The sequence below is a fragment of the Arthrobacter sp. Bi83 genome, from assembly GCF_918698095.1.
Lineage (GTDB): Bacteria > Actinomycetota > Actinomycetes > Actinomycetales > Micrococcaceae > Arthrobacter.
In genome coordinates this window covers 20,816-44,401 of the sequence record NZ_CAKKLY010000011.1, presented here as the reverse complement: position 1 = coordinate 44,401, position 23,586 = coordinate 20,816, and the positions used below count along the sequence as shown (strand labels likewise).

Annotated in this window: 21 protein-coding genes and 2 riboswitches; of the genes, 7 read left to right on the top strand and 14 right to left on the bottom strand. The window is 66.0% G+C overall.

What is annotated here, in order from left to right:
- Window positions 1–13: 13 nt before the first annotated feature.
- Window positions 14–1,927: an ABC transporter ATP-binding protein gene (locus LQ144_RS07480; protein ID WP_230117947.1), complete on the bottom strand. Its 1,914-nt coding sequence runs from the start codon at window positions 1,925–1,927 to the stop codon at window positions 14–16.
- On the bottom strand, window positions 1,924–3,588 hold the full coding sequence (locus LQ144_RS07475) for an ABC-F family ATP-binding cassette domain-containing protein (protein WP_230117946.1): 1,665 nt from the start codon (window positions 3,586–3,588) through the stop codon (window positions 1,924–1,926). The genes LQ144_RS07480 and LQ144_RS07475 overlap by 4 nt, the downstream gene beginning before the upstream one ends.
- Before the next feature lie 196 nt (window positions 3,589–3,784).
- On the opposite strand from LQ144_RS07475, the gene LQ144_RS07470 reads away from it, so the two are divergent.
- The 6 genes from LQ144_RS07470 (at window position 3,785) to LQ144_RS07445 (ending at window position 8,690) form a co-directional block, all read left to right on the top strand.
- Complete coding sequence (locus LQ144_RS07470) at window positions 3,785–4,543, top strand: hypothetical protein (RefSeq protein ID WP_230117945.1); 759 nt, start codon at window positions 3,785–3,787, stop codon at window positions 4,541–4,543.
- Window positions 4,540–5,274, top strand: a complete 735-nt coding sequence (locus LQ144_RS07465) for a hypothetical protein (protein ID WP_230117944.1) — start codon at window positions 4,540–4,542, stop codon at window positions 5,272–5,274. Before LQ144_RS07470 ends, LQ144_RS07465 begins: the two co-directional genes overlap by 4 nt.
- A gap of 93 nt (window positions 5,275–5,367) precedes the next feature.
- On the top strand, window positions 5,368–6,105 hold the full coding sequence (locus tag LQ144_RS07460) for a hypothetical protein (RefSeq protein WP_230117943.1): 738 nt from the start codon (window positions 5,368–5,370) through the stop codon (window positions 6,103–6,105).
- A 301-nt stretch (window positions 6,106–6,406) separates the two neighbouring features.
- Window positions 6,407–7,225 (top strand): amino acid ABC transporter substrate-binding protein, encoded by an 819-nt coding sequence (locus LQ144_RS07455; protein ID WP_230117942.1) that lies wholly within the window; start codon window positions 6,407–6,409, stop codon window positions 7,223–7,225.
- A complete protein-coding gene (locus LQ144_RS07450; protein WP_230117941.1) occupies window positions 7,226–7,891 on the top strand; it encodes an amino acid ABC transporter permease in 666 nt (221 codons plus the stop codon).
- Entirely contained in the window at window positions 7,878–8,690 is an 813-nt protein-coding gene (locus LQ144_RS07445; RefSeq protein ID WP_290369728.1) for an amino acid ABC transporter ATP-binding protein, read from the top strand. Before LQ144_RS07450 ends, LQ144_RS07445 begins: the two co-directional genes overlap by 14 nt.
- A 39-nt stretch (window positions 8,691–8,729) precedes the next feature.
- On the opposite strand, the gene LQ144_RS07440 is transcribed toward LQ144_RS07445, so the two are convergent.
- The 10 genes from LQ144_RS07440 to LQ144_RS07395 form a co-directional block, all read right to left on the bottom strand.
- Window positions 8,730–11,762 carry a glycoside hydrolase family 38 C-terminal domain-containing protein gene (locus tag LQ144_RS07440; protein ID WP_230117940.1) on the bottom strand — a complete coding sequence of 1,011 codons (3,033 nt, stop codon included), beginning with the start codon at window positions 11,760–11,762 and terminating at the stop codon, window positions 8,730–8,732.
- Window positions 11,763–11,934: 172 nt separating this feature from the next.
- Window positions 11,935–12,807, bottom strand: coding sequence for a formate dehydrogenase accessory sulfurtransferase FdhD (gene fdhD / locus LQ144_RS07435; RefSeq protein ID WP_230117939.1), 873 nt, complete (start codon window positions 12,805–12,807; stop codon window positions 11,935–11,937).
- Window positions 12,808–12,894: 87 nt separating this feature from the next.
- The gene (locus tag LQ144_RS07430) at window positions 12,895–14,424 is read right to left on the bottom strand and encodes a molybdopterin-binding protein (RefSeq protein WP_230117938.1); all 1,530 of its coding nucleotides are present in this window, start codon (window positions 14,422–14,424) and stop codon (window positions 12,895–12,897) included.
- Complete coding sequence (locus LQ144_RS07425; RefSeq protein WP_230117937.1) at window positions 14,421–14,771, bottom strand: DUF6457 domain-containing protein; 351 nt, start codon at window positions 14,769–14,771, stop codon at window positions 14,421–14,423. The genes LQ144_RS07430 and LQ144_RS07425 overlap by 4 nt, the downstream gene beginning before the upstream one ends.
- Before the next feature lie 46 nt (window positions 14,772–14,817).
- Window positions 14,818–15,489, bottom strand: coding sequence for an NTP transferase domain-containing protein (locus LQ144_RS07420; RefSeq protein WP_230117936.1), 672 nt, complete (start codon window positions 15,487–15,489; stop codon window positions 14,818–14,820).
- Between the two features lie 24 nt (window positions 15,490–15,513).
- On the bottom strand, window positions 15,514–16,014 hold the full coding sequence (locus tag LQ144_RS07415) for an HNH endonuclease (protein ID WP_230117935.1): 501 nt from the start codon (window positions 16,012–16,014) through the stop codon (window positions 15,514–15,516).
- Between the two features lie 222 nt (window positions 16,015–16,236).
- On the bottom strand, window positions 16,237–17,013 hold the full coding sequence (locus LQ144_RS07410; RefSeq protein WP_230117934.1) for an NlpC/P60 family protein: 777 nt from the start codon (window positions 17,011–17,013) through the stop codon (window positions 16,237–16,239).
- A gap of 100 nt (window positions 17,014–17,113) precedes the next feature.
- Window positions 17,114–17,794, bottom strand: coding sequence for a C40 family peptidase (locus LQ144_RS07405; RefSeq protein WP_230117933.1), 681 nt, complete (start codon window positions 17,792–17,794; stop codon window positions 17,114–17,116).
- 70 nt (window positions 17,795–17,864) lie between these two features.
- A riboswitch (cyclic di-AMP (ydaO/yuaA leader) is annotated at window positions 17,865–18,058 on the bottom strand.
- Between the two features lie 114 nt (window positions 18,059–18,172).
- A complete protein-coding gene (locus LQ144_RS07400; protein ID WP_230117932.1) occupies window positions 18,173–18,994 on the bottom strand; it encodes a M23 family metallopeptidase in 822 nt (273 codons plus the stop codon).
- Window positions 18,995–18,998: 4 nt separating this feature from the next.
- Window positions 18,999–19,243, bottom strand: a riboswitch (cyclic di-AMP (ydaO/yuaA leader).
- Between the two features lie 133 nt (window positions 19,244–19,376).
- Window positions 19,377–20,072 carry a metal-dependent transcriptional regulator gene (locus tag LQ144_RS07395; protein ID WP_230117931.1) on the bottom strand — a complete coding sequence of 232 codons (696 nt, stop codon included), beginning with the start codon at window positions 20,070–20,072 and terminating at the stop codon, window positions 19,377–19,379.
- Window positions 20,073–20,413: 341 nt separating this feature from the next.
- Here LQ144_RS07395 and serC point away from each other — a divergent pair, with 341 nt between their 5' ends.
- Window positions 20,414–21,544 (top strand): phosphoserine transaminase, encoded by a 1,131-nt coding sequence (gene serC, locus LQ144_RS07390; protein ID WP_230117930.1) that lies wholly within the window; start codon window positions 20,414–20,416, stop codon window positions 21,542–21,544.
- A 30-nt stretch (window positions 21,545–21,574) separates the two neighbouring features.
- On the opposite strand, the gene LQ144_RS07385 is transcribed toward serC, so the two are convergent.
- Window positions 21,575–22,942 (bottom strand): MFS transporter, encoded by a 1,368-nt coding sequence (locus LQ144_RS07385; RefSeq protein WP_230117929.1) that lies wholly within the window; start codon window positions 22,940–22,942, stop codon window positions 21,575–21,577.
- 49 nt (window positions 22,943–22,991) lie between these two features.
- Window positions 22,992–23,585, bottom strand: a complete 594-nt coding sequence (locus LQ144_RS07380) for a DUF3027 domain-containing protein (protein WP_230117928.1) — start codon at window positions 23,583–23,585, stop codon at window positions 22,992–22,994.
- Window position 23,586: the final 1 nt, after the last annotated feature.

The window sequence follows — 23,586 nt, the reverse complement described above, 5'->3', positions numbered from 1 at the left end:
CCGTCGATGACGGTCAGAGCTCTGGGACCGCTTCCTCGGCCACTGCGGTGGCCTCGGCGAACTGCGTCCGGTACAGCTCTGCATAGCGGCCGTCGGCGGCGAGCAGTTCCGTATGCGTTCCGCGCTCCACAATCGAGCCGTCCTCCACCACGAGGATCACGTCCGCAGCACGGATCGTGGAAAGCCGGTGGGCAATCACGACGGCGGTACGCCCCTCGAGTGCCGCGCCGAGCGCCGCCTGCACGGCGGCTTCGTTGGTGGAGTCCAGTGCCGCCGTCGCTTCGTCGAGAATGACCACCCGCGGCTGCGCGATCAGCAGCCGGGCGATGGTGAGGCGCTGGCGTTCGCCGCCGGAGAGGCGGTAGCCGCGCTCCCCCACCACGGTGTCCAGCCCGTCCGGCAGCGAGCGGATCATGTATTCGAGCCGTGCCTGTCGCAGCACGTCCCACATGTCCTCCTCGGTGGCGTCGGGCCGGGCCAGCCGCAGGTTGGACGCGACGGATTCGTGGAACAGGTGCCCGTCCTGGGTGACCATGCCAAGGGTGTCCCGCATGGAGTCGAATGTGAGGTCGCGGACGTCCAGCCCGGTTACGGGACCACGGCCGCCGAGCCGCACGGCGCCGGAGTCGACGTCGTACAGCCGTGAGAGCAGCTGTGCGACGGTGGATTTTCCGGCCCCTGACGAGCCCACGAGCGCCACGGTCTGGCCGGGTTCCACGCGGAAACTGATGCCGTGCAGCACTTCCTCGCCGCCGCGGGTATCCAGTGTGGAGACTTCCTCGAGCGAGGCAAGGGAGACCTTGTCCGCGGACGGGTAGGCGAACCGGACGTCGTCGAACTCCACGGCCACAGGCCCAGGGGGGACGGCAACGGCGTCGGGCTTTTCCTGGATGAGCGGCTTCAGGTCCAGGATTTCGAACACGCGCTCGAAGCTGACCAGGGCGCTCATGATTTCCACGCGGGCGTTGGACAGCGCGGTGAGCGGCGCATAAAGGCGGGTGAGCAGCAGGGCCAGCACAACGACGTCGCCGGGTGCGAGCTGGCGTTCAATCGCGAGCCAGCCGCCGAGGCCGTAGACGAGGGCCAGCGCAAGCGCCGAAACCAGCGTCAGGGCCGTCACGAAGGTGAACTGCAGCATCGCGGTCCGCACACCGATGTCCCGGACCCGGCCCGCACGGAGCGCGAACTCACGGGATTCGTCCGCCGGGCGGCCGAAGAGCTTCACGAGCGTGGCGCCGGGGGCAGAAAATCGTTCCGTCATCTGGGTGCCCATGGCGGCATTGTGTTCCGCCGCTTCGCGGCGGAGATCGGCCAGCTTGGAGCCCATCCGGCGGGCCGGAATCAGGAAGATGGGCAGCAGGACCATGGCCAGCACGGTGACCAGCCAGGAAGTGTTGAGCATGACGATGAGGGTCAGAATGAGGGCCACCACGTTGCTGACCACCCCGGACAGCGTTCCGGCAAACGCGGACTGCGCCCCGATGACGTCGTTATTCAGCCTGCTGACGAGGGCGCCGGTGCGGGTCCGCGTGAAGAAGGCAATGGGCATTTTCTGCACATGGTCGAACACCCGGGTGCGGAGGTCAACGATGACACCTTCCCCGATGGTCGAAGACAGCCAGCGGCTCACCATTCCCAGCGCGGCTTCAGCAACGGCAACCCCGGCGATCAGCCCGGCCAGACGGATCACCTCATCCGTGCCCGCGGACGCGACGATGGCGTTGACGACCTGGCCGGCGAGGACCGGCGTTGCCACCGCCAGGAAAGCCATGACGATGGACACGGCCACGAAGGCAATCAGTTTGCCGCGGTGTGGCCGCGCGAAACCAAGAACGCGCTTCAGCGTCTCCTTGGAGAACGGCTTGGAACCGCTCTTGGCGCGGGTGATGTTGTAAAGCGAGCGCCAGGCCACGCCGTCCATGCTCATAGTTTGTGCTCCATCTTGCCTGTCATAACTTCAGTGACCACGCCGTTGTCCACATTCCAGCGCGCATCGAGCCTGACGTTTTCGAGCAGGCGGCGGTCGTGGGTGACCAGGAGCAGGGCACCGTCGTAGCTTTCCAGCGCCTCCTCCAACTGTTCGATCGCGGGCAAATCCAGGTGGTTGGTGGGTTCGTCCAGGACCAGCAGGTTTACGCCGCGGGCCTGCAGGAGAGCCAGGGCGGCGCGGGTGCGTTCCCCGGGCGACAGTGAATCCACAGTGCGGGACGTGTGGTCCGCCTTGAGTCCGAATTTGGCCAGCAGCGTGCGGACCTCCGCCGGAGTCTGATCGGTCAGCACGGCTTCGACGGCGGTCCCGAGGTTCAGGTGGCCGGCCAGCAGGCCGCGGGCCTGGTCGATTTCGCCGACGGCCACCGAAGCGCCCCTGGAAGCGTCACCGGAATGAGGCTCCTGGATTCCCAGCAGCAGGCGAAGCAGCGTGGACTTGCCCGCGCCGTTTGGCCCGGTGATGCCGATCCGTTCGCCGGCGTTGAGCTGCAGGTTCACGGGGCCCAGTGTGAAACTTCCCTGCCGGACCACCGCGTCGCGGAGTGTGGCCACCACGGAACTGGAGCGCGGCGCCTGGCCGATGCTGAACTGGAGCTGCCATTCCTTCCGCGGCTCCTCCACCGCATCCAGCCGGGCGATGCGCGATTCCATTTGCCGGACCTTCTGCGCCTGCTTTTCCGATGACTCTGTGCTCGCAGCGCGGCGGATCTTGTCATTGTCCGGGCTTTTCTTCATCGCGTTCCGGACGCCCTGTGAGCTCCACTCGCGCTGGGTCCGCGCCCGGGACACCAGGTCCGCCTTGGTGGAGGCAAATTCCTCATAGCGTTCGCGGGCGTGCCGGCGGGCGACGGCGCGCTCCTCGAGGAACGCCTCGTAACCGCCGTCGTACACCGCCACGGAATTCTGGGCGAGGTCCAACTCCACGATGGTGGTCACGCAGCGGGCCAGGAATTCGCGGTCGTGCGACACGAGCACCGCGCCGCCGCGGAGCCCCTGGACGAACGATTCCAGCTTGGCGAGTCCGTCGAGGTCAAGGTCGTTCGTTGGCTCGTCCAGCAGTACGATGTCGAAGCGGCTCAGCAGCAGGGCGGCGAGCGCAACCCGCGCTGCCTGGCCTCCCGACAGGCCGGTCATTTCGGCGTCCGGCCCAATGTCCAGTCCGAGATCGGCGAGGACGGGCGGAATGCGCTCGTCAAGGTCAGCGGCGCCGGAAGCCATCCAGCGGTCGAAGGCCAGGGAATACGCATCGTCGGCGCCGGGCGCTCCTCCGCCGAGAGCCTCTGCGGTGGCTTCCATCTCGGCGGTGGCCTGGGCGCAGCCGGTGCGGCGGGCGATGTAGGCAGCCACGGTTTCACCGGCCATCCGCTCGTGTTCCTGCGGGAGCCATCCCACGAAGGCGTCTGCCGGGGCGAGGCTCACGCTTCCTTCCTGCGGCAAATCCACGCCGGCAAGGAGGCGGAGCAGCGTGGATTTGCCGGCTCCGTTGGCACCGACCACGCCAACAACGTCCCCCGGGGCCACCGTCAGGGAAAGCTTTGAGAAGAGAGTGCGGTGATCATGACCGCCCGCAAGGTCTTTGGCAACAAGGGTTGCAGTCATTAGTCCATCCTCTCACCGCTGCCCGTTTCGGCCAGAGAAATTCCGGCGGGCATGAAAGAACCCGCTGGTCCGGACTTGGGGGGTGTACGGACCAGCGGGTTCGAGAAACTAGCATAGTTGAAGCTGTGGGCTGCGTAAAATCGAGAGTGGCGGCAGCTACTATCGTGCCAATCATTCGTTCAGCAGAGAGCGTTCCATGCCACTCCCCGCCAAAGCGTTCCAGCGCTGGCTACACGGCATCGCACCTGACACCAGCATGGCCGATGTCTCCAGGCTGTCGCAGGTCAAGCGCACCACCCTGGCCCAGCAGCTCGTCCGGGGCAAAGTGGCCGAAGCGACGGTGGTCAGCATCAGCCGGGCCTTCAACGTCAATCCGGTCGCCGCGCTGGCCTATTTTGAGACCTACCGCGATCTTGCCGAACCCCAGGTCCCTCCTACCCCGCAGGAGCTGGTCAGCCAGATTGCCACCGTTGATCTGCTGCGGGCGGTCATTGCACGATCCGCACCGGAAGCCGGATCCGGCGCCGACCCCGGATCGGGCGCGCAGCAGGCCAAGCGGCCGGAACTCGGCCCGGCGCCGCACGTCACCTCCGTGAAGAACTGGGTGGACGCGATTGACGACGGCGAACTCCGCCACCGCGTCTCCGCCGCCACGGGCATCGCACCGCAGAACTATTCGGCCCAGCTCACCGCAAACCGGCTGGCACCCGAGGTGGCCATAGCCACCTCCCGGGCTGCCGGCGTCGGACTGACGGGAGGGCTGGTGGCCACCGGCCTGATCACCGAAGCGGAAGCCGGGTGGGAGCCAGGGGCCCGGCAAGCGGCGCTGGACAGGCTGTCCGACGGCGAACTGGCAGTCCTGGCTGGAGACCGGCTGCAGGCGGTCGGGAAGACACTGCGGCGCCAGGAACAAGACCAAGAACAAACCGAAAAGATCTGGGAGAACCTCGGATGATCGAGATCCTGCAGTGGACCACCCTGATCGCATGCGGCGCTGCGGCGCTGTCCCGGATCCCCAATCTGGTCCGCAAGAAGAACAGATCGCTGTTCTACATTCTGGCGCTGATGACCGTTGCCATCCTGCTCAGCATCAAGGGCCCCTACATGGCCATTGACAGCCTGCTCGGAAACACTAACGTGGCCAACCTGCTCCTGCGCTTCATCATCTTCGCGGCCGTCTACGTCCTGGGCATGCGCATCGCTAAGGGTTTCGGCGACCAGCCCGGCCTCCGGCTCATCCGCGGCCGCCGCGGCACCTTGGTCCTGGGACTGATCTCCGCAGCAATGCTGGTCTTCTTCGCCCTGATGGACAGCGAGGGTTCGTCAGTGGGCCTTGTGGGCGTATATGCCAAGGATGAGCGGAACAGGGCGCTGGTCGAGTACTACGGCGCTGCCGGCCGCGCCTATCCGGCCTATGTTTCCCTAGCCATCCTGCCCGGCCTGCTGCGGGCAGTGCGCGGCACCCTTCCCGCTCTGCTTCGCATCAGTGCCCTGCTGCTTGCCATCGGGGGGATAGCCACCATCCTCAGCCTCTTCTTCCCGGTGATTCCAGCCGCATTGGGGTACCTCACGTTCGTTATCAACTACACCGCCATCCTGTGCTTTGTGGTCGGGCTGACGCTGATCTGGCTGGCCAAGCTCCGGGCGGGCAGGAAGGTCACCGGCGCGCTGTCCGCCCCTGACTGACGGGGCATGCCGGACCACCGTCGAGCGCCCGGCAATCCCACGACGCGAGAATCAAGACCAGGAAACAAACCGAAAGATCTGGGGGAATCGCGGATGACAGAGATCCTGCAATGGACCACCCTGATCGTTTGCGCCGTTGCCACCCTGGTCCGAATTCCGAGCACCCTGCAGGGCCGGAACCGCTCGCTCTTCGTCATCTTCCTTTTGGCCACGGCTGCCGCCGCACTCAGCATGGGACCGTTCTACCTGGCCATCGATCGCGCTGTTGGCGGCATTAACATTGCCAACGTCCTGCTGCGGCTTATCGTTTTTGCCACGCTTTTCCTGGTGGCGCTCCGCGTGAGCAGGGCATTTGGCGCCGCCGACGCATACCGCCTCATCTCCGGGCGATTCGGGCTCGCCATGCTGGGATTGTTTTCCGCGGCCCTGGTCACGATCTTCCTGGCCATGGACTCTTCCGGGTCATCCCTGGGCCTTGCGGAGGTCGGCGGGACAAGTGCCCGCAACGCTGCCCTGCTGCCTTTCTACTGGGCCGTCGCACGTGGTTACCCGGTCTACGTATCGCTGGCACTTCTGCCTTGCCTGCTCCGGGCCGCCAACAGCAGGCTGCCCTCCCTCGTCCGCACGGGGGCGTCCCTGATGGCGGCAGGCGCCGTGGCCACAACGGCAGGACTCGTGCTGGAGTTCACGGGGCCGGCCTTCACCTTGCCGCGGCTCGTGGTCAACAACGGCGCCGTCGTGTTCTATGTGCTGGGGCTTGGAATGGTCTGGCTGGCCCGGGTCCGGGCCACAGGTTTCCGTGCGCCGGGGACGTCATCTACTGAAAGGTAAGGCGGCGGGATTCACAAAATCATTAGACCGTGAGAGAATCATGAATGTGTGAAAGCAGTTGCTGCCTAGCCTTCCGTGAAGACGGGGCCGTGGCGCCTGCCGGAGCGCACATTGGGGGGATGAGTGGTGGCGGGACGTTGGGGACCGCCCCCACTCAGCCTGTTTAAGGGCTGTAGCTGTCCCCCGTAAGATGGCGAAATAAAACAACTTTCCAAGTGCGTTGTGGGGGGTAGTGTCGCGTGTGACCGGCTCCGGCCGCCGTGACAAAGCCCTACGCAGCCAGCAAGAAGAAGGAACCGCCATGAACCGCCTCCACACCCGCCGCAGTGCAATCGCAGCCACGCTCGCAACTCTCGCGCTCGCGCTGTCCGGCTGCGGCGGCTCACAGGCGCCGGCAGCAAGCAGCAGTTCGGATTCGTCGCTGAGTGACGTGAAGTCCAAGGGTGAGATCGTCATTGCCACCGAGGGCACCTACAAGCCCTTCAGCTTCCACGCCGAGGGCGCAGGCGAGCTCACCGGGTTCGACGTCGAAATCGCCAAGGCGGTCGCCGGGAAACTGGGTGTGAAGGCAAAGTTCGAGGAGACCCAGTTCGATGGCATCTTCGCCGGCCTTGATGCCAAGCGCTTCGACACCATCGCGAACGAGATCTCCATCAATGCCGAGCGCAAGGCAAAGTATGACTTCTCCACACCGTACACAGTCTCCACGGGTGTGATCGTGACCAAGGCGGACAACAACAGCATCACGGGTTTCGACAGCCTTAAGGGCAAGACCACCGCACAGTCGCTGACCAGCAACTTCTACAAGCTGGCCGTCGATGCCGGCGCCAACGTCCAGTCCGTGGAGGGCTGGGCCCAGGGCGTGACGCTGGTCCGCCAGGGCCGGGTGGACGCGATCGTCAACGACAAACTCACCTACCTTGACTACGCCAAGACCAACCCGGACGCCGGACTGAAGATCGCCGCCGAAACCAAGGAAAAGTCGGAGAGCGCCTTCGCGTTCCGCAAGGGATCCACCGAACTCACCGCCGCCGTGGACAAGGCGCTTGCCGATCTCCGGGCCGACGGCACACTGACCAAGATCTCGGAGAAGTACTTCGGCGCGGACGTCACCAAGTAGATGCCGTTTAACTGGGACCTTGTCTGGAGCTCCTTCGGCCCGATTGTCACCGGGGCCATCACCGGGACCATCCCGCTGACCCTGGCCTCCTTTGCCTTCGGCCTGGCCCTTGCTCTGCTTGTAGCGCTCATGCGGCTCAGCCGGAACCCGGTGGCGTCAGGGGCGGCGAGGTTCTATGTCTCGGTGATCCGCGGGACGCCGCTGTTGGTCCAGCTTTTCGTGATCTTCTACGGCCTGCCCAGCCTCGGCGTAAAGCTCGATCCCTGGCCCAGCGCCATCATCGCCTTTTCACTCAACGTGGGCGGCTATGCGGCCGAGGTGATCCGGGCGGCCATCCTCTCGGTCCCCAAGGGGCAGTGGGAAGCCGGGCACACCATCGGCATGTCACGGGCGCAGGCATTGCGCCGCATCATCCTGCCCCAGGCAGCCAGGGTGTCCGTGCCGCCGCTGTCCAACACTTTCATCTCCCTGGTCAAGGACACCTCGCTGGCCTCGCTGATCCTCGTCACTGAGCTCTTCCGGAATGCCCAGCAGATCGCTGCGTTCAGCCAGGAGTTCATGGCGCTGTACCTTGAGGCCGCACTGGTCTACTGGGTCATCTGCCTGGCGCTGTCCACCGGCCAGTCCGCCCTCGAAAAGAGATTGGACCGCTATGTCGCCCACTAGCCAGCCCGCCCGCGCAGGCGCGCCCCAGCCAAAACCGGTGCTGTCGGTCCGCAACCTGGCCAAGGCCTTCGGCAGCAACGTGGTGCTCCGGGACATCGACCTCGATGTCCGCCGCGGCAACGTGGTGGCCCTCATCGGGCCCTCGGGTTCCGGCAAAACCACTGTGCTCCGTTCGCTGAACGGACTGGAAACGCCCGACGCCGGCACCGTCACCTTCGCGGACACCGCCACCGGCACGGACCTCGCGCTCGACTTCTCCGCCAAGGTTGCCAAGAAGGACATCTCGGACCTCCGCGACCGCAGCGCCATGGTCTTCCAGCACTACAACCTCTTTCCGCACATGACGGTGCTGCAGAATGTCATTGAGGGCCCCGTCCAGGTGCAGAAGCGGAAGAGGGCGGAAGCCGTCGCCGAGGCGGAGAAACTGCTGGCCCGCGTAGGGCTGGCTGACAAGCGTGATGCCTACCCGTTCGAGCTGTCCGGCGGGCAGCAGCAGCGCGTGGGCATTGTGCGTGCCCTGGCCCTGAAGCCCCAGCTTCTGCTGTTCGACGAACCCACCTCGGCCCTGGACCCGGAACTGGTGGGCGAAGTCTTGGGCGTCATCCAGGAGTTGGCCGAGGAGGGCTGGACCATGGTGATCGTCACGCACGAGCTGGCCTTCGCCCGTCAGGTGGCCGACGAAGTCATCTTCATGGACGGCGGAGTGGTGGTGGAGCGGGGCCCGGCGGCAGAGGTGCTGCGGGCGCCGCGCCAGGACCGCACCCGGCAGTTCGTGCGGCGCCTGCTCCACGAATTCTGACCCGTTTGTGACCGCCGCCGGCGCCGCCCCGCTACCGGGTCAACGGGCGAACCTGAGCGTGACCAGCTGGAACGGACGCAGCGTGAGTTCCGCGGATTCCCTGCCGGCCACCACCCCTGGTGCGTCGACTTCCCGCTCGAGCAGATCCACGGCGCGGACGCTTTTGGCCGGAAAGTTGGCGGTGAGCCGTCCGGCGGAGCGTTCACCCAGCGACTCGTAAAGGCGAACGATGACATCTCCCGAGCCGTCCTCCGCCAGCTTCACCGCTTCAACGACCAGTGCCCTGTTGTCCACGGTGACCAGTGGCTCAACGGCATGGCCGCCCGTCATTCTCCGAGGGGCTAGGTTGGCGCGGTATCCTTCCTCGACGGCCTCGGCGATACCTGCGCCGGGCCGGATCCAGACGTCCAGCACATGCCGGCCCCGGTCGGCATTGGGGTCCGGGAACTTGGCCGCGCGCAGCAGCGAGAGCCGGACGGTGGTGGTGGTGCCGCCGTCGTCGTCGTCCCTGATGCTCCTGGCCACATCGTGCCCATACGTGGAGGCATTGGCGATGGCCACGCCATAGCCGGGCTCGGCGACGTGGATCCAGCGCTGGGCGCAGATCTCGAACTTCGCCGCCTCCCAGGACGTGTTCACGTGGGTGGGCCGGAAAACGTGCCCGAACTGGGTCTCGGCGGCTGAACGGTCCGCGCGGAGGTCCAGGGGAAAGCCCAGCTTGAGCAGCTTCTCGCGTTCCTGCCAGTCCACGTCGGTGGAAATGCCCAGCGCGCCGGCGCCGGGCGACAGGGTGATGCGCTGCGTGATGCGCGAGGCTCCGGTGAGGCGCTCAATGACGACGACGGCGTCCCCGCCTTGCTGCTCCAGCGTCACCGAGGCCGCGTCGGTCAGTGACGTGACATTCCGCCGGTAGAACTCGTCGATGTCCCAGGCGTCCCATTCGTTGGGGGTGTCGCGGTGCAGCTCCAGGTGGTTGCCGAACTGGCCCGGGGCGATGGCTTCCCTGCCGCTGGCGTGGTCCCGCAGCGAAGTCAGCAGGCCGTTGGCGTCCAGCACGGCGCTGATGATCCCGTTGTCCAGCACGAAGCCGCCGTCCCGGGCGGCAGTCCGAACGGGCGTGCCCAGCTGAACCGGCAGCGCGGCCGCGAGCGCCGGCACCCCGTTGCGCTCATGGGGGCTCGCGTTGAGTAGGAACTCCTCGCTGCCCTCCCCCAGCGCAGCTGCCGCAGCCTTGGCGATGACCGCCTCGAGTCCCCTGGCCACGGCGGCGTAATTCCGTTCGGCGTCCTGGTGCACCCAGGCGATGGAGCTGCCGGGCAGGATGTCGTGGAACTGCTGAAGGAGCACCAGCCGCCACAGCCGCTTCAGCTCAGCCGCAGGATACGCAAAGGAGCCACCGGTGCGGACCGCGGCAGTGGCGCACCACAATTCCGCTTCGCGGAGCAGGTGCTCGCTGCGCCGGTTGCCCTGTTTGGTACGGGCCTGGCTGGTGTAGGTGCCGCGGTGGAGTTCCAGGTACATCTCGCCCACCCAGACCGGCAGCGCCGTGTACTCGGCCTGGGCCTGCTCGAAGAAGCTCCGCGCCGTTCCGATCCGGACCTTGGGCGAGCCCTCCAGGTCCTCGGTGCGGTGGGCGGCGGCAAGCATTTCCCGGGTGGGTCCGCCTCCGCCGTCGCCGTAGCCGAAGGGAACCAGCGAGATGGTGCCGTGGCCATGGTCCCGGTAGTTGCGTTCGGCGTGGGCGAGGTCCCGGCCGCTGAGCTCCGAGTTGTACGTGTCCACGGGCGGGAAATGCGTGAACAGCCTGGTGCCGTCGATCCCCTCCCAGTTAAACGTGTGGTGCGGCATCCGGTTGATCTGGTTCCAGGAGATCTTCTGCGTCAGGAACCACTGGCTGCCGGCGGCCTTGACGATCTGCGGCAGGGCCGCGGAGTAGCCGAAGGAGTCAGGAAGCCAGGCCTCCTGACATTCGATGCCGAACTCGTCCAGGAAGAAGCTCTTACCTTCGAGGAACTGCCGGGCCATGGCCTCACCGCCGGGCATGTTGGTGTCGGATTCCACCCACATGCCGCCCACGGGAACGAACTGGCCGGACTTCACCTTCTCCCGGATCCGACCGAACAGCTCTGGATAGAACTCCTTGATCCACGCCAGTTGCTGTGCTGAGGAGCAGGAGAACACGAAGTCGGGATCATCATCCATGAGGGCAACCACGTTCGAAAACGTCCGGGCACATTTCCTGATGGTCTCCCTGACCGGCCACAGCCAGGCGGAGTCGATGTGGGCATGGCCCGTGGCGAGCAACTGGTGGGCGGAGGCGTAGGCGGGCCTCGCCAACACTTCGGCGAGTGCGGCCCGGCCTGCCGATGCGGTTCCGGCGACGTCGTCCGGATCCATGATGTCCAGCATGCGCTCGAGCGCGCGGAGGATCTCGTGCCGCCGGGGCAGCTCCATGGGCAGTTCGTGCATAAGGCCCCTGAGCGTCCAGATGTCCTGTTGCAGCTCCCATACGGGCCGGTTCAGCTCGGCTATGGCAATGCTGCCCAGGCGGTACTGTGGCCGCGTCCCGGCGGTGGCCTTGTCCCCGTAGGGCGTGGCCGCGAAGCTCCAGCCCTGGGCCACGTCCGGGTTGGCAGCTGCCTCCACGTAGAAGTCCACAGCCATCCCGCTGCCCAGGAGCTTGAGCGGAACGTACTGGTTGCGTGGAGAAATTGCCTTAATGATGCTGCCGTCAGGACGCCAGGCGGTTCCTTCGCACTGGAATCCGGGGATCTCGGTAGTGAACCCCAGGTCCACCACCATCTCCACCTCGGTCTCTGGTGCCGTGCCCCAGGAGTCGGGAACCTCGCCTTGGAGCCGCAGCCATTTGGTGCCCCAGGGGCGGCCCCAGGCGGCACCGTGTTCCTGTGGCACGAAGTCCTGGCGCAGGGCCTGCGTCACAGGGACGGGTTCATCCGGAACGTCCCAACTGCTGAGTGCCAGGGGTACACTTCGCGAGTAGATCGCGGGGGTGATCCGCTCCCGCAGGAAGCGGTCGAGGCGGACTTCCGTGATCCGGCGGTCGTCGTGCAATGTATTCCTCTTTAATGCTTTAAGCCGGTGCGTCCTGTGCCGGCTTCCTCGCGGGCCTGGGCGTCACGCAGCTGATGTCCGGGCAGGTTCGCTGCCGTGAAAGAGCGGATCGCGTCCATTCGATGGATAAAATCTACTGCGTCAGAGGGAAATAACCAAGGGTCCGCACCCACTACCGCGGCAGCGGCGCAGGCAGGGAAATCCGCTCGGCACCGGCATAGACGTTAAGGCTGCTCCCCCGGCTGAAACCGGCTAGGGTCACCCCGCTGGACTCCGCGAGCTCGACGGCAAGGCTGGAGGGGGCGCTGACCGCGGCCAGTACCGGAATGCCCGCCAGGGCAGCTTTTTGCACGAGCTCAAAGGACGCACGGCCGGATACCTGGAGCACCGTTCCGGACAGTGGCAGGCGACGTTCGCGCAACGCCCATCCGACGACCTTGTCCACTGCGTTGTGCCGGCCCACGTCCTCGCGCAGGCACAGCAGCCTGGCACCGCCGTCGTCGTCGACACTGAAAAGACCTGCCGCGTGGACTCCGCCGGTGGCGTCAAATACCGTCTGCGCTTTCCTCAGCAGGTCCGGAAGGGAGGCGAGGGTTCCTACCGGGACCGTCAGCTGGTCCTCAGCGGCGCTGAAGTGCGAGGACTTCCGGACCGACTCGATTGAGTCGGTCCCGCAGATCCCGCAGGAACTGGACGTGTACACATGGCGTCCAGTGTCCGGCAGCACCACATCCGGCCGGAGCTGGGCTTCCACCACGTTGAAGGTCTGGACGCCGTTTTCATCCTCGCCGGCACAGAACCTCAGCGAGATCAGCTGCTCAGGGCTCCAGATGACGCCCTCGGACACCAGGAACCCTGCCACGAGGTCGAAGTCGTCCCCCGGCGTCCGCATCGTCACGGAGAAGGAAAGACTGCCGAGCCGGATCTCCAGCGGTTCCTCCACTGCCAGGACATCCTCACGGTGCCGCACCGGAAATTCGAGGGAAGCCGGCGAGCCGTCCAGGACGTACCGGTGGATCTTGCGCCGTTGCGTCACGCGTCCCATCGGGTCACCCCGTATGCCAGCCTGTTCATGCCTCCATCATTGCAAGTCAAGGTCAGGGATACCAACGCCGTCCGTTCTGCTTGGAATTCAGTCCAGGAGCGCGCTCCAGTCCACGGGGCCGCTAATCGCCGGCGGCTTGGCCGAGGACCGGTTTCCGGTCTTGCGCGGCGGGGTTTTAGGCTTGGAACCGGCCGACGTGGGCTGAGGGATGGCTGGGCCCCATGGCAGCGCGAACGCAGGGACGGCCTCGCCCAACTGCACGCCGTGGGGCGGAACCACCATGACGCCGTCCGCTGAGGCCAGGCCCCGCATCATGCCAGGGCCGGTGTGCGGCGCAGGCGAGGCCATGCCGTAAAGGAGCCGGAACGGCATGAGCCGGGTCCGGCCGGGGTCGGGATCGATCATCGCTCCACACGGCACTTCCTGCACAGGCGGAATGGCTCCGTGGCCCAGGGCCGCGAGAAGCGGCGCCCCTACCGTAGACAGCGCCATCATGGCAGCGAGCGGGTTTCCGGGCAGCCCCAGCACGAAGCGCCCGTCCGGAAGCTCGGCCAGGACAGCGGGGTGGCCCGGACGCATGGCCACCCCGTCGATCACGAGCCGGCCGCCGAGTTCAGCCACCGCCCGCCTGAAGTGGTCGGTTCCGGATTTCCCGGTGCCTCCGGTGGTGATGACGACGTCGGGGGGAAGGCCTGCCCCTGATGCCTCGCCGGGGAGGCCGTCCGGCTCGGCACCTGGACCCTCGTCCTCCAGTGCCTCCAGCCATTCGCTGTAACTGTCGCCAATTCTTACCTGAGCGGCGCAGATGCCGCCCAGCATCCCCACCACTGAAGCCAGTTGCGGGCCAAAGGTGTCGCGCACCTTTCCCGGTTCAGGGATGCCGTGATCCACCACCTCGGAGCCCGTCAGCAGCAGCTTCACCACGGGTTTTCCCAAGACCGGCACGTCGTCGTAGCCGGCGAGGGCGGCAAGTGCCAGATGGGCGGGATTCAGCAGGATGCCGGCTTTGACCAGCACCTCGTCGGCTGTGGCTTCCTCCCCTGCCTTGCGGATGTGCTGCCCGTTCCGGGGTTCCCCGGGACGGGCGGTTCCGCCCGCCGCCAGCACGGGCAGACCCTCGTCATCCGTGGATATGACGCCGCTTTCACTGCGCAGCACAGCCTTGGCTCCGGGCGGAAGGAGTCCGCCGGTCACGATGACGCTGGCCTGGTGCGGGGCCAGCCGAAGCCCGGGTTCGGCAAGGATCCAGGGACCGGTGCCGTTGACGGCCCATCCGTCCATGGCCGAGGACGCGTAATGGGGCATGTCCTGCAGCGCCGTGATGTCGGCAGCCAGTGTCCGGCCCAGTGCCTCACGGAGGGGAACCGGGGCAGCCGGGATCGGGGCGGCGCAATCAAAGGCGGCCTGCCGCGCTTCCTCCCAGGTGTGCGCCAGGTGTTTCCCGGGGGCGGCGTCCTTGGCCTCGGCACCGCTTTCGGCGGAATTGTCCGGGGACAGGGTTCCAGTCCCGGAAGTCCCCCGGGAGGGAGTTACGTTTCCGGCGGCGGCGCTGTCCTCGGCGGGGGCGGCGGCCGGCTCCATGGCATCGGCAGTTGGATGTCCGGGGGCGGCGGTCATTCCCCCGGTGTCCCGCTGGGAGCCGGAACGTCTGTGGAGGTGCCCACCGCCGGTGAGACGGAGTCCTCCCCTTGCTCTTCGGCCGCGTACACCCTTGTGACGGAACGGGCGACGTCCATTGCCGCTTTCATGGAGGTGGAATCCGGGGCCTGGCCCGAACCGGACGCAAGACCCGCAGCAAACCCGGCTATGAATGTGGTCAGCGGCGCCGCTGGCCGCACCACCGAGTGGGCGGCCACTCCGGCAAGCGACAGCACTTCATTGACATCCACCTGCACGTCTTCGAGCTCGAAGGCCCGAAGCAGCAGCCGGCACCACTCCTCAAGCGTTTCGTCCTGGCTTTTCATGCCTGCCTCCAAACTCAAACTGCGGCTGCGACGTTCCGGGCCGGGCTCATCGTCCCTGCCCTTCGACTCCTAATGCGGCGGCATCATCCCAGGTATCCACATCATCTGTGGAGCCGGCGGGGACGGTGACAGCCTGTACGTCAAGCCTAGCAAGGAGAGCGAAAACTGACCCGTGATCCAGGGTGTTCCGTGCGGCTGCATCGTCCACGGCGCGTTTTAGCGCAGCCGTGCTGTAAAAGCCGGCCAGCGGCTGGCGGCGTCCGTCTCCGGATGCGGCCATGACGCCATCTTTTCCCTGGGAGGCACGCGCGGCATCTCCGGGGGCCGCAGCCCGGAGAGCGTCCAGAAGAGCATGGACGGCATCTTGCGCGCGCGGCATGTCACACGCGAGGACCAGGGTCAGTGTTGCGGCCTGTGTCTCTGTGCCTTCCAGTCTTCCGGCGGTTCCAGCGTCCGGTGCCGGGTCCGGCCGCTGCAGCCGGTCCAGGCCTGCGGCGATCGCCGCAGCAGGCCCGGCGAAGGGCGGATCCTCGCGGCAGTTCAGCACGCCGGACGGAAGGTTCGTGTCCGGCCCCACCACCACAATCCGGCGGGCACCACGGGCAGCCGCGATGGACCGGCTAAGGAGGCTCTCGCCGTCGTATGTCAGCTCGGACTTGGGCGAGCCGCCAAGCCGCGAGGAGCGGCCGCCGGCAAGGATTATTGCGTCGAATTCCACATCCCCAGCGTAGTGCCGGGCAGGTTACGCGGCGGTCTCCGGAAGCAGGAACGGATCCCACGCCGGCGTGGGCTTCTCCAGTTCCTTGATCTGCCAGATGGTGCCTACGGGCGGCGCCGGGGCGAACCGCAGCTTCCAGCCCATTTCAGCAGGCGTGTGGTCTCCCTTGACGTTATTACAGCGGAGGCAGGCCGCCACGAGGTTCTCCCATGAATCGGCACCGCCCCGCGATTTTGGCTGGACATGGTCAATGGTGTGGGCTGCCTTGCCGCAGTAGGCACACCGGTGCCCGTCCCTGCGAAGGACGCCACGCCGGCTGACGGCGGTGATCATGTTGTAGCGCGGCCGGATGTAGCGGTTAAGGAGGATCACGGACGGGCGGCCCATGATGTCCTGCGGCCCGACGACAGGATCGTCGCCTTCGGCCACCACGCTAGCTTTTCCAGTGAGCACAAGGACCAGCGCCCGGCGGAAGGTCACAACCGCCAGCGGTTCATATCCAGCATTCAGAACGAGAGTGCGCATGCACATACCTCTTCACGGCCGCACCCGGCAGAGGCGCGAGGGCCGGCTGCCCTCTGCATGTCCGGGCTATGGATCGACACCACAAGAGTAAACACTCAAGGGGCGGATCGGCGAATCGACGGAATGCACTCTGACGCCGTGTCGGCATGGCAACCGGGCCTACGGGCATGCAAAAGGACCCCTGCCGCAGTGGCAGGGGTCCCTTTCTAAGCCTTGGTAGTCTTAGCCGCCGACGCGGATGAAGACCGGGCCGGAGCCGACGTTTACGCTGAACAGTGCGGTGGTTCCGCCGTTCCAGCCGCCGTGGACAGCCTGGCCGTTGCCGACGTAGACAGCGATGTGGGCCATGCCCATGCCGCCGTTTTCGTAGTAGGCAAGGTCGCCCGGCTGGGCTTCAGCAGCGCTGACGGTGCGGCCGAGGGACAGGTAGCCTGCCGGCCAGCCGTGGTAGTTGATGCCCACGGCGGCCAGGGAGTTGGTCGCCAGCGCGGTGCAGTCCTGTGAAACACCCAGCTGCGCGTAAGCAGCAGCGGCGATCGAAGCGCCCATGCCGCTTCCGGAAGCGGTCTTGGCGGCGGCAGGAGCGGCCGGAGCAGCCTCAACGGCAGCGGCGGTCTTTACTGCCGGAGCAGCCTCGACGGCGGGAGCAGCTTCCTGCACCTGAACGACGGGCTTGGGTGCCTCGACGACGGGAGCGGCCGTGGTGGAAACAGCCGGCTTCTCGTAGGAGATGGCGATGCTGGACGCAGCGGAAATGGTTGCCGGAGCAACGGACTGCACTTCCAGGGCGGAAACAGGAACCGATTCACGCTGAACGTTGGTCTCGGCAGCGTTTGCAGCGATACCGCTGGTCAGGACCAGGCCGGACGCGGCAGCGATAACTGCGGCCTGGCGGCCCATGCCACCGGCGTTGTCGCCGACAGCCTTGGCGATGACAGCCAGCGAGTTGGTCTTGGTGACCTCGGCGCGGTGGCGTGCAATGGTCGCACGTGTAGTCATAAGTTTCTCTCTTTCGTGTTCCACGGACCGCGGTAGCAGGACGTGGCTTAGCGACGCGCCGGCATCTTGGGGGTAAGCCGGCGCGTCCCGAACGGGATTTTTAGCGAAGGGTGAAGAAGGAGGACGTGCCCGTGGCGGACGCAGCGTGCAGGATCGTTCCATCCGAAGGGTTCAGGGCGCTGATCATCATGCCGTTGCCAACGTAGATGCCCACGTGGGCGCCGCCGTTCTGCATGACCAGGTCGCCCGGAGCGGGTGTCGAGGTGGGCTTCATTGCAGTCCAGGCGTTGACGCGGGGAATGCTGATGCCTGCCTGCGCGTAAACCCACTGGGTGAAGCCGGAGCAGTCCCAGCCGTTAGGAGTGGTGCCACCCCAGACGTACGGGTGGCCGATACCGGTGTAGGCAATGGCCGCCAGCCCTGACGTTGCGGCGGCGGAGCCTGCGGCATCCACCAGCTTGCTCGCCTTGGCAGTAACGGTTTCGGCAGTATCAGTCGCACCATTGGCCGCGTCGTCGCTGGACTGCGCGGCCAGAGTCTCGATGACCGGCGCTGCCTCGGTGGTGACGGCAGGACGCTCGAAGGAGACAGTTGCGGTTGGTGCGGCGGTCACAGCAAGCTGCGTGGCCTGGGATCCGGACTCCGTGGAGGCGGAAACACCGATGTTGGTGTCGGCTGCGTTAGCCGGCATGCCAATGCTCAGGATGAGCCCTGAAGCAGCTGCGATAACAGCTGCCTGGCGACCTACTGTGCCGGCATTGGCGCTTACTGCCTTGGACACTGAGTCCAACGGGTTCGTACGAACCGTTTGCGCACGGTGGCGCGCAGAATTGTGGCGTGAAGACACGAAGGTAGCCTCTCCCAATGCCTACGAGGTGAGCTGTCGGATTCGGATGGGAGTCACCCGGCCGCGCCGCTTCCTGGGAAGCTTTGCGACTTAACCCCAAGGCCTTCTTGCGAAGACCAAAATTGGTTCCCCCGCCCCTGCCAGACGATGTCATGCGAACGGACCTTGAGCGGTGGCAGAGTTAGGCAATCCACTCAAAGGCGTCAACTTCGGAAAAGTTGACGCGGTTTAGACGGTACAGCAGTTCGGAGCGAATGTCACATTCAGGTCACGGCATGTCACAAGAATGCGAGAGTTCTCCATCGGTTTTACTTAAAGCCAGCCCAGAGGGTCAACGACTTCTCCGTTGACCATCACCTCGAAGTGGAGGTGGCAGCCCGTCGAGGCGCCGGTGGTCCCGCTGAGAGCGATTACGTCACCGCGGTTGACCTTCTGGCCGACGCGGACACTCGAAGAGGACAGGTGGTTATACGTGGTCTCGAGGCCGTTGCCGTGGTTGATCACAACCCTGTTGCCGCCCCCGTAGGGGTGCCAACCGGCGAAGGTGACCGTGCCGCTGGCCGCGGCGAACACCTGGGTTCCGCACTCGGCGGCAAAGTCCTGGCCCCGGTGAAATTCCCCGGAGCCCCCGGTGATCGGGCTGACGCGGTATCCGAACGGAGACGATTTGACCATGGTGGTCAGGGGCGCACCAAGGCTGCCCGCCGAGGCGGCGCGGGTGATGCTGCCGGCCGACTGTGCACTGAGGAGCTGCTTGAGCTTGCTGTCCGGGTCACCCTGGGTGGAGACGGACGTTCGGCTGAAGTCGATCTTTGCGGCCGCCTCAGCGGACACCTGCGGCTGGACACGGGAGGACAGCGCCGCGGCCCCGCCCTGGTCAGCGGTGGCCATGACCGGACTGGTTGCAGGAACCGTGACTGTCAGCAGGAGGCCTGTGGCAGCTAGTGCGACTCCGGCCTTCTGGCCCACTCCGCTTGCGGCTGCGAAGTCGGTGACCTGGCGGAACGGACTGCGGTGCCTCCGTGCTTCGCGCTGCGCATCCCGCGGACGCTCCCCTGCGAAGACTTCGGCGGCGCGCGGCTCCGCAGCGGGGCCGGCCGCGCGGCGGCGGCCCCGGGCATTCTGCATGGTCAAGAAGTGTTCCTCTCTGGATAGCCTGCGAAGTTAGCTGTCGGATTCGGGTCAGAGAGATCATCGACCCGGTCCGCCGTGACAAGCGTTTCGGCACAGGGGTATCCCGGGAGATTCCATCTGCGGAAAGTGGCTTGCTGCTGCGGACTTCACCCCAAGGCCGTTTTTCAACGGCCGGTTGTGGTTCCCCCGCCTCTGCCAGAAGGTGACTCGTGCGACTGATCCGCTGGCAGAGTTCGGCTCCAGATCAGGTAACGCTTTAGTATCGGCGCTGCTGTTTAACTATAAGTGATTAAAGTGGGCAGTAATAATTCCGTTATCTAAGCTGTGCAAAAGTCGTAGGGCATCCTGCCACCTGATGTCAGACAAATCACGGGCCAGCACGTCAGCTGACACGGACAAACACGTGGGCGGCGACTTCCGGCGGCAGTTCGAGGGCGCCTTCGATCCCCGGCACACGGACCGAGATGTACTCCCCCACGCGTTCGAGGGAAACGGCGGCACCGGGGCGGATCCCGCCTTCATCGAGCTGGACCAGCAGCTCCGGCTCCACCTGGATGGGTTCTGCCAGCCGGCTGACGGTAACGCGCGAATCCGGACCGTAGCCGGGCATGGCGTCCAGCAGGTTCATCACGCCGTCGGTGAAGGCCAGCGAAGGCTCGCCGCCGAGCGCAGCCAGCCCAGGAATCGGGTTGCCGTAGGGCGATTCGGTGGGGTGGCCAAGCATTTCAAAGATCCTGCGCTCCACGCGTTCGCTCATCACGTGCTCCCACCGGCAGGCCTCGTCGTGGACGTAGGCCCAGTCGAGGCCGATGACGTCGGCGAGCAGCCGCTCGGCCAGGCGGTGCTTGCGCATGACCTCCGTGGCCCGTTTGCGGCCTGTTTCTGTCAGCTCCAGGTGACGGTCGCCGGACACTACCACGAGCCCGTCCCGTTCCATCCTGCCGACGGTCTGGGAGACGGTAGGGCCCGAATGGCGGAGGCGTTCGGCGATGCGGGCTCGCAGCGCCACGATGTTCTCTTCTTCAAGCTCCAAAATGGTCCGAAGATACATCTCCGTGGTATCGATCAGATCCGTCATTCAGCTCAGCTCCTCGAGCACAGTACTTGTGTCCGTCCCACCGTACCGCGGGCCCACCGCACAGCGGCCCGGCGTCAAGCTGCCGCGGCCGCAATTCGACGACGGAGCAACACCGGCTCTCCGCCCGTACGTCCAGTGAAAGCTTAGCCTATTTTGAATTACTCCGGATAATTCGGACGAAGCGGGCGACCGGTTTCAATGACCGGACTATGACGGCAGCGTTTCCCGGGATTTCCGGGCTTCGGGCAGAATAAAAGGGGCCTTCATGGCAGACATGACTGCCCGCCGGCCACCTCTTGTCCCCGCCGAACTGCATGTCCATGCCGAAAATTGGAGCCACTGTGAGCGACACCAGCATCACTATCCCAGCAAACCTCCTGCCCAAGGACGGACGGTTCGGCGCCGGGCCCTCCAAGGTCAGGCCCGAGCAGATCGAGGCGCTTTCCGCAGCCGCCACAACGATCCTCGGCACATCCCACCGCCAGGCGCCCGTGAAGAACCTGGTGGGATCTGTCCGCGAGGGCCTCAGCACCTTCTTCCGCGCTCCCGACGGCTACGAAGTGGTTCTGGGCGTGGGCGGTTCGACGGCGTTCTGGGATGTCGCGAGCTTCGGCCTGGTGGACCAGAAGGCCCAGCACCTGTCCTTCGGCGAGTTCGGTTCCAAGTTCGCTTCCGCCACCAACAAGGCGCCGTTCCTTTCCGAATCCTCCATCATCAAATCCGAGCCCGGAACGTGCCCGGCGCCGAAGGCCGAGGCGGGAGTTGACGTCTACGCGTGGCCGCAGAACGAGACGTCCACAGGCGTTGCGGCTCCGGTCAAGCGCGTGGACGGGGCAGACGCCGATGCCCTCGTGCTGGTGGACGCGACCTCCGCCGCAGGCGGGCTGGACGTGGACGTCGCCGAGACCGATGTGTACTACTTCGCACCGCAGAAGAACTTCGCTTCCGACGGCGGCCTGTGGCTTGGCCTCTTCTCCCCGGCGGCCCTCGAGCGCGCCGCCCGGATCAAGGCCAGCGGCCGGTGGATCCCGGACTTCCTGGACCTGCAGACCGCGATTGACAACTCCAAGCTGAACCAGACGTACAACACCCCGGCGCTGGCCACCCTGGTGACGCTCGATGCCCAGGTGCAGTGGCTCAACGCCAGCGGCGGCCTCGACTTCGCGGCCGGCCGGACGGCGGACTCCGCGAGCCGCATCTACAAGTGGGCCGAGGCTTCCGATGTCGCCACGCCCTTCGTGGCCAACGCCGCCGAGCGTTCCAACGTCATCGCCACGATCGATTTCGACGACTCCATCGACGCCGCGGCCATCGCCAAGGTGCTGCGCGCCAACGGCATCGTGGACACCGAGCCCTACCGCAAGCTGGGACGCAACCAGCTCCGCATCGCCACCTTCGTGGCAATCGAGCCCGCTGACGTCTCCGCACTGCTGGAATGCATCGACTACGTGGTGGGCGAACTGAAGAAGTAGTCTCCCCAGACCGCGGTGACGCTTACAGCGTCAGCGTTCTACGGCGTCGTCCGGGCTTGTATCCCGGGCGGCGCCGTCCGCCGTTCCGCCACCTTCACCGGTCTGAGTGCCGGTCCGGGCTGTCGGGCGACCGGCCTGGTTCAGCGAGACGAGCCGGATCTGTGGCAGCCCGCGGGGCTGCCGGCTCACACGGATCCGCAGCATTCTGGTGCGGATGATCCACACCAGTCCGATCGCGGCCGCCAGCAGGCCGGAGGCCGCCGCCACCGCCAGCGACCAGCGGGCCCCGGCGACGTTGGCCACCCAGCCCACCAGCGGTGCGCCGATGGGGGTGCCGCCCATGAAGATCGCCATGTACAGGGCCATGACGCGTCCCCTCATCACAGGGTCCGTGGTGGTCTGCACATAGCCATTCGCGCTGGTGAGCATGGTCAGGGCGAAAAGCCCGACGGGCACCAGCGCAACTCCGAACCAGAAGTAGCTCGGGGCGAGGGCGGCGAGCCCGGACGTGACCCCGAAGGCGGCGGCAGCACCGAAGATGATGCGTAGCCTGGGCCTGCTGCGCCGGGCGGACAGCAGGGCACCTGCCACCGAGCCGATGGCCATGATGGAGTTCATGAGGCCGAAGGCGCTGGCGTCCAGGCCGAATTCGGTGCCAACCATCGCAGCGATGAACAGGACGAAGTTGAGTCCCAGCGTTCCCACGATGAAGATGGCCACCAGGACCACCACGATGTCAGGACGGAAACGCACGTAGCGCAGCCCCTCGCGGATCCGGCCTTTGCCGGCCCCGGCGCGGGGCAGGGACCTGAGCGACGCCGTCGGGATTTTTGCCAGGCTGGCCAGCAGCGCAAGGAAGGTGAAGGTGTTGATCAGGAACACCCATCCAGGCCCCACCGCCACTGTCAGGATGCCGGCAACGGCCGGGCCAATCATGCGGGCTGCATTGAACGAGGCGCTGTTCAATGCAACGGCGTTCGGCAGGAGGTCGTCCCTGACCAGCTCGGACACGAACGTCTGGCGGACGGGCGCGTCCAGCGCGGAGACCATTCCCAGCATGAGCGCGAACGCGTAGACGTGCCAGAGCTGTGCCGCCCCCAGCACCACCAGGATGCCGAGGCCGGCACTTAGCAAGGCCATGACGGACTGGGTCACGACCAGCAGCTGCTTGCGGTTGTACCGGTCGGCGACGAGCCCTGCCACGGGCGCCAGGAACAGCTGGGGACCAAGCTGGAGCGCCATGGTTACACCCATCGCGCCGGCGTCATGGGCTGTCAGATGGTCAAAGACGAGCCAGTCCTGGGCGGTCCGCTGCATCCAGGTCCCGATGTTGGAGACGAGGGCGCCGACGAACCAGATGCGGTAGTTGAGGATATGCAGGGATCTGAAGGTGGACATCATTGCCTGCCTTCGGAGTACTCAGTCCCGGATGATCCCAACTGTGCGATCAGCCCCGTCCGCGGCTCTCGGCGTCGTAGCCGGCTTCGGCGTCTGTGGGTGCGTCGTCCGGGTCGGCCTCGGAAGCCTCCGCAGAATTCCCACCGTTAGCCTCGGCAGGTTCATCCTCCGGAGATGCGGCAGGGCCGTCCGCGGAATCCGCCTCGCGGGCAGTCTCGTCCTGGGGCGCGCCCTCTTCAGATGCCTCGTCCTCGCGGGCGTCCTCGGGACGTACCCGCTCGGCCCACGGAACCCATTCCGGGGCCAGGATTGAATCCTCGGAGGGCAACAAGCCCAGCTCATTCACTGTGATCACCTTTGACCGCGAGTTCCGCGTCAGCACGGCATACCACTGCCAGCCGAGGTACCCGGGCAGCCGCGACTCGAAGAGATGCGTCACAAGGCGGTCGCCCTCGGTGCGCGCCGCCAGGTGTTCGCCGATTTCGGATGCCTTCGCGATGCCTTCGATGGCGGTCCGTGCAAGGTCCACGGCAGCGGCCAGCACGGCATCCGGCTTACCGGTGCGCCATGCGGGGACGCCGGCGCGACGCTTGGGCGCCTTTGGCTCCACCTTGGATTCGCCCTGTTCAGGTTCCGGGTTCATG

Coding starts and splice junctions, on each gene's coding strand:
- LQ144_RS07480 (WP_230117947.1), bottom strand. CDS start 1,927: ATGAGCATGGACGGCGTGGCCTGGCGCTCGCTTTACAACATCACCCGC.
- LQ144_RS07475 (WP_230117946.1), bottom strand. CDS start 3,588: ATGACTGCAACCCTTGTTGCCAAAGACCTTGCGGGCGGTCATGATCAC.
- LQ144_RS07470 (WP_230117945.1), top strand. CDS start 3,785: ATGCCACTCCCCGCCAAAGCGTTCCAGCGCTGGCTACACGGCATCGCA.
- LQ144_RS07465 (WP_230117944.1), top strand. CDS start 4,540: ATGATCGAGATCCTGCAGTGGACCACCCTGATCGCATGCGGCGCTGCG.
- LQ144_RS07460 (WP_230117943.1), top strand. CDS start 5,368: ATGACAGAGATCCTGCAATGGACCACCCTGATCGTTTGCGCCGTTGCC.
- LQ144_RS07455 (WP_230117942.1), top strand. CDS start 6,407: ATGAACCGCCTCCACACCCGCCGCAGTGCAATCGCAGCCACGCTCGCA.
- LQ144_RS07450 (WP_230117941.1), top strand. CDS start 7,226: ATGCCGTTTAACTGGGACCTTGTCTGGAGCTCCTTCGGCCCGATTGTC.
- LQ144_RS07445 (WP_290369728.1), top strand. CDS start 7,878: ATGTCGCCCACTAGCCAGCCCGCCCGCGCAGGCGCGCCCCAGCCAAAA.
- fdhD (WP_230117939.1), bottom strand. CDS start 12,807: ATGGGACGCGTGACGCAACGGCGCAAGATCCACCGGTACGTCCTGGAC.
- LQ144_RS07430 (WP_230117938.1), bottom strand. CDS start 14,424: ATGACCGCCGCCCCCGGACATCCAACTGCCGATGCCATGGAGCCGGCC.
- LQ144_RS07425 (WP_230117937.1), bottom strand. CDS start 14,771: ATGAAAAGCCAGGACGAAACGCTTGAGGAGTGGTGCCGGCTGCTGCTT.
- LQ144_RS07415 (WP_230117935.1), bottom strand. CDS start 16,014: ATGCGCACTCTCGTTCTGAATGCTGGATATGAACCGCTGGCGGTTGTG.
- LQ144_RS07410 (WP_230117934.1), bottom strand. CDS start 17,013: ATGACTACACGTGCGACCATTGCACGCCACCGCGCCGAGGTCACCAAG.
- LQ144_RS07395 (WP_230117931.1), bottom strand. CDS start 20,072: ATGACGGATCTGATCGATACCACGGAGATGTATCTTCGGACCATTTTG.
- LQ144_RS07385 (WP_230117929.1), bottom strand. CDS start 22,942: ATGTCCACCTTCAGATCCCTGCATATCCTCAACTACCGCATCTGGTTC.
- LQ144_RS07380 (WP_230117928.1), bottom strand. CDS start 23,585: ATGAACCCGGAACCTGAACAGGGCGAATCCAAGGTGGAGCCAAAGGCG.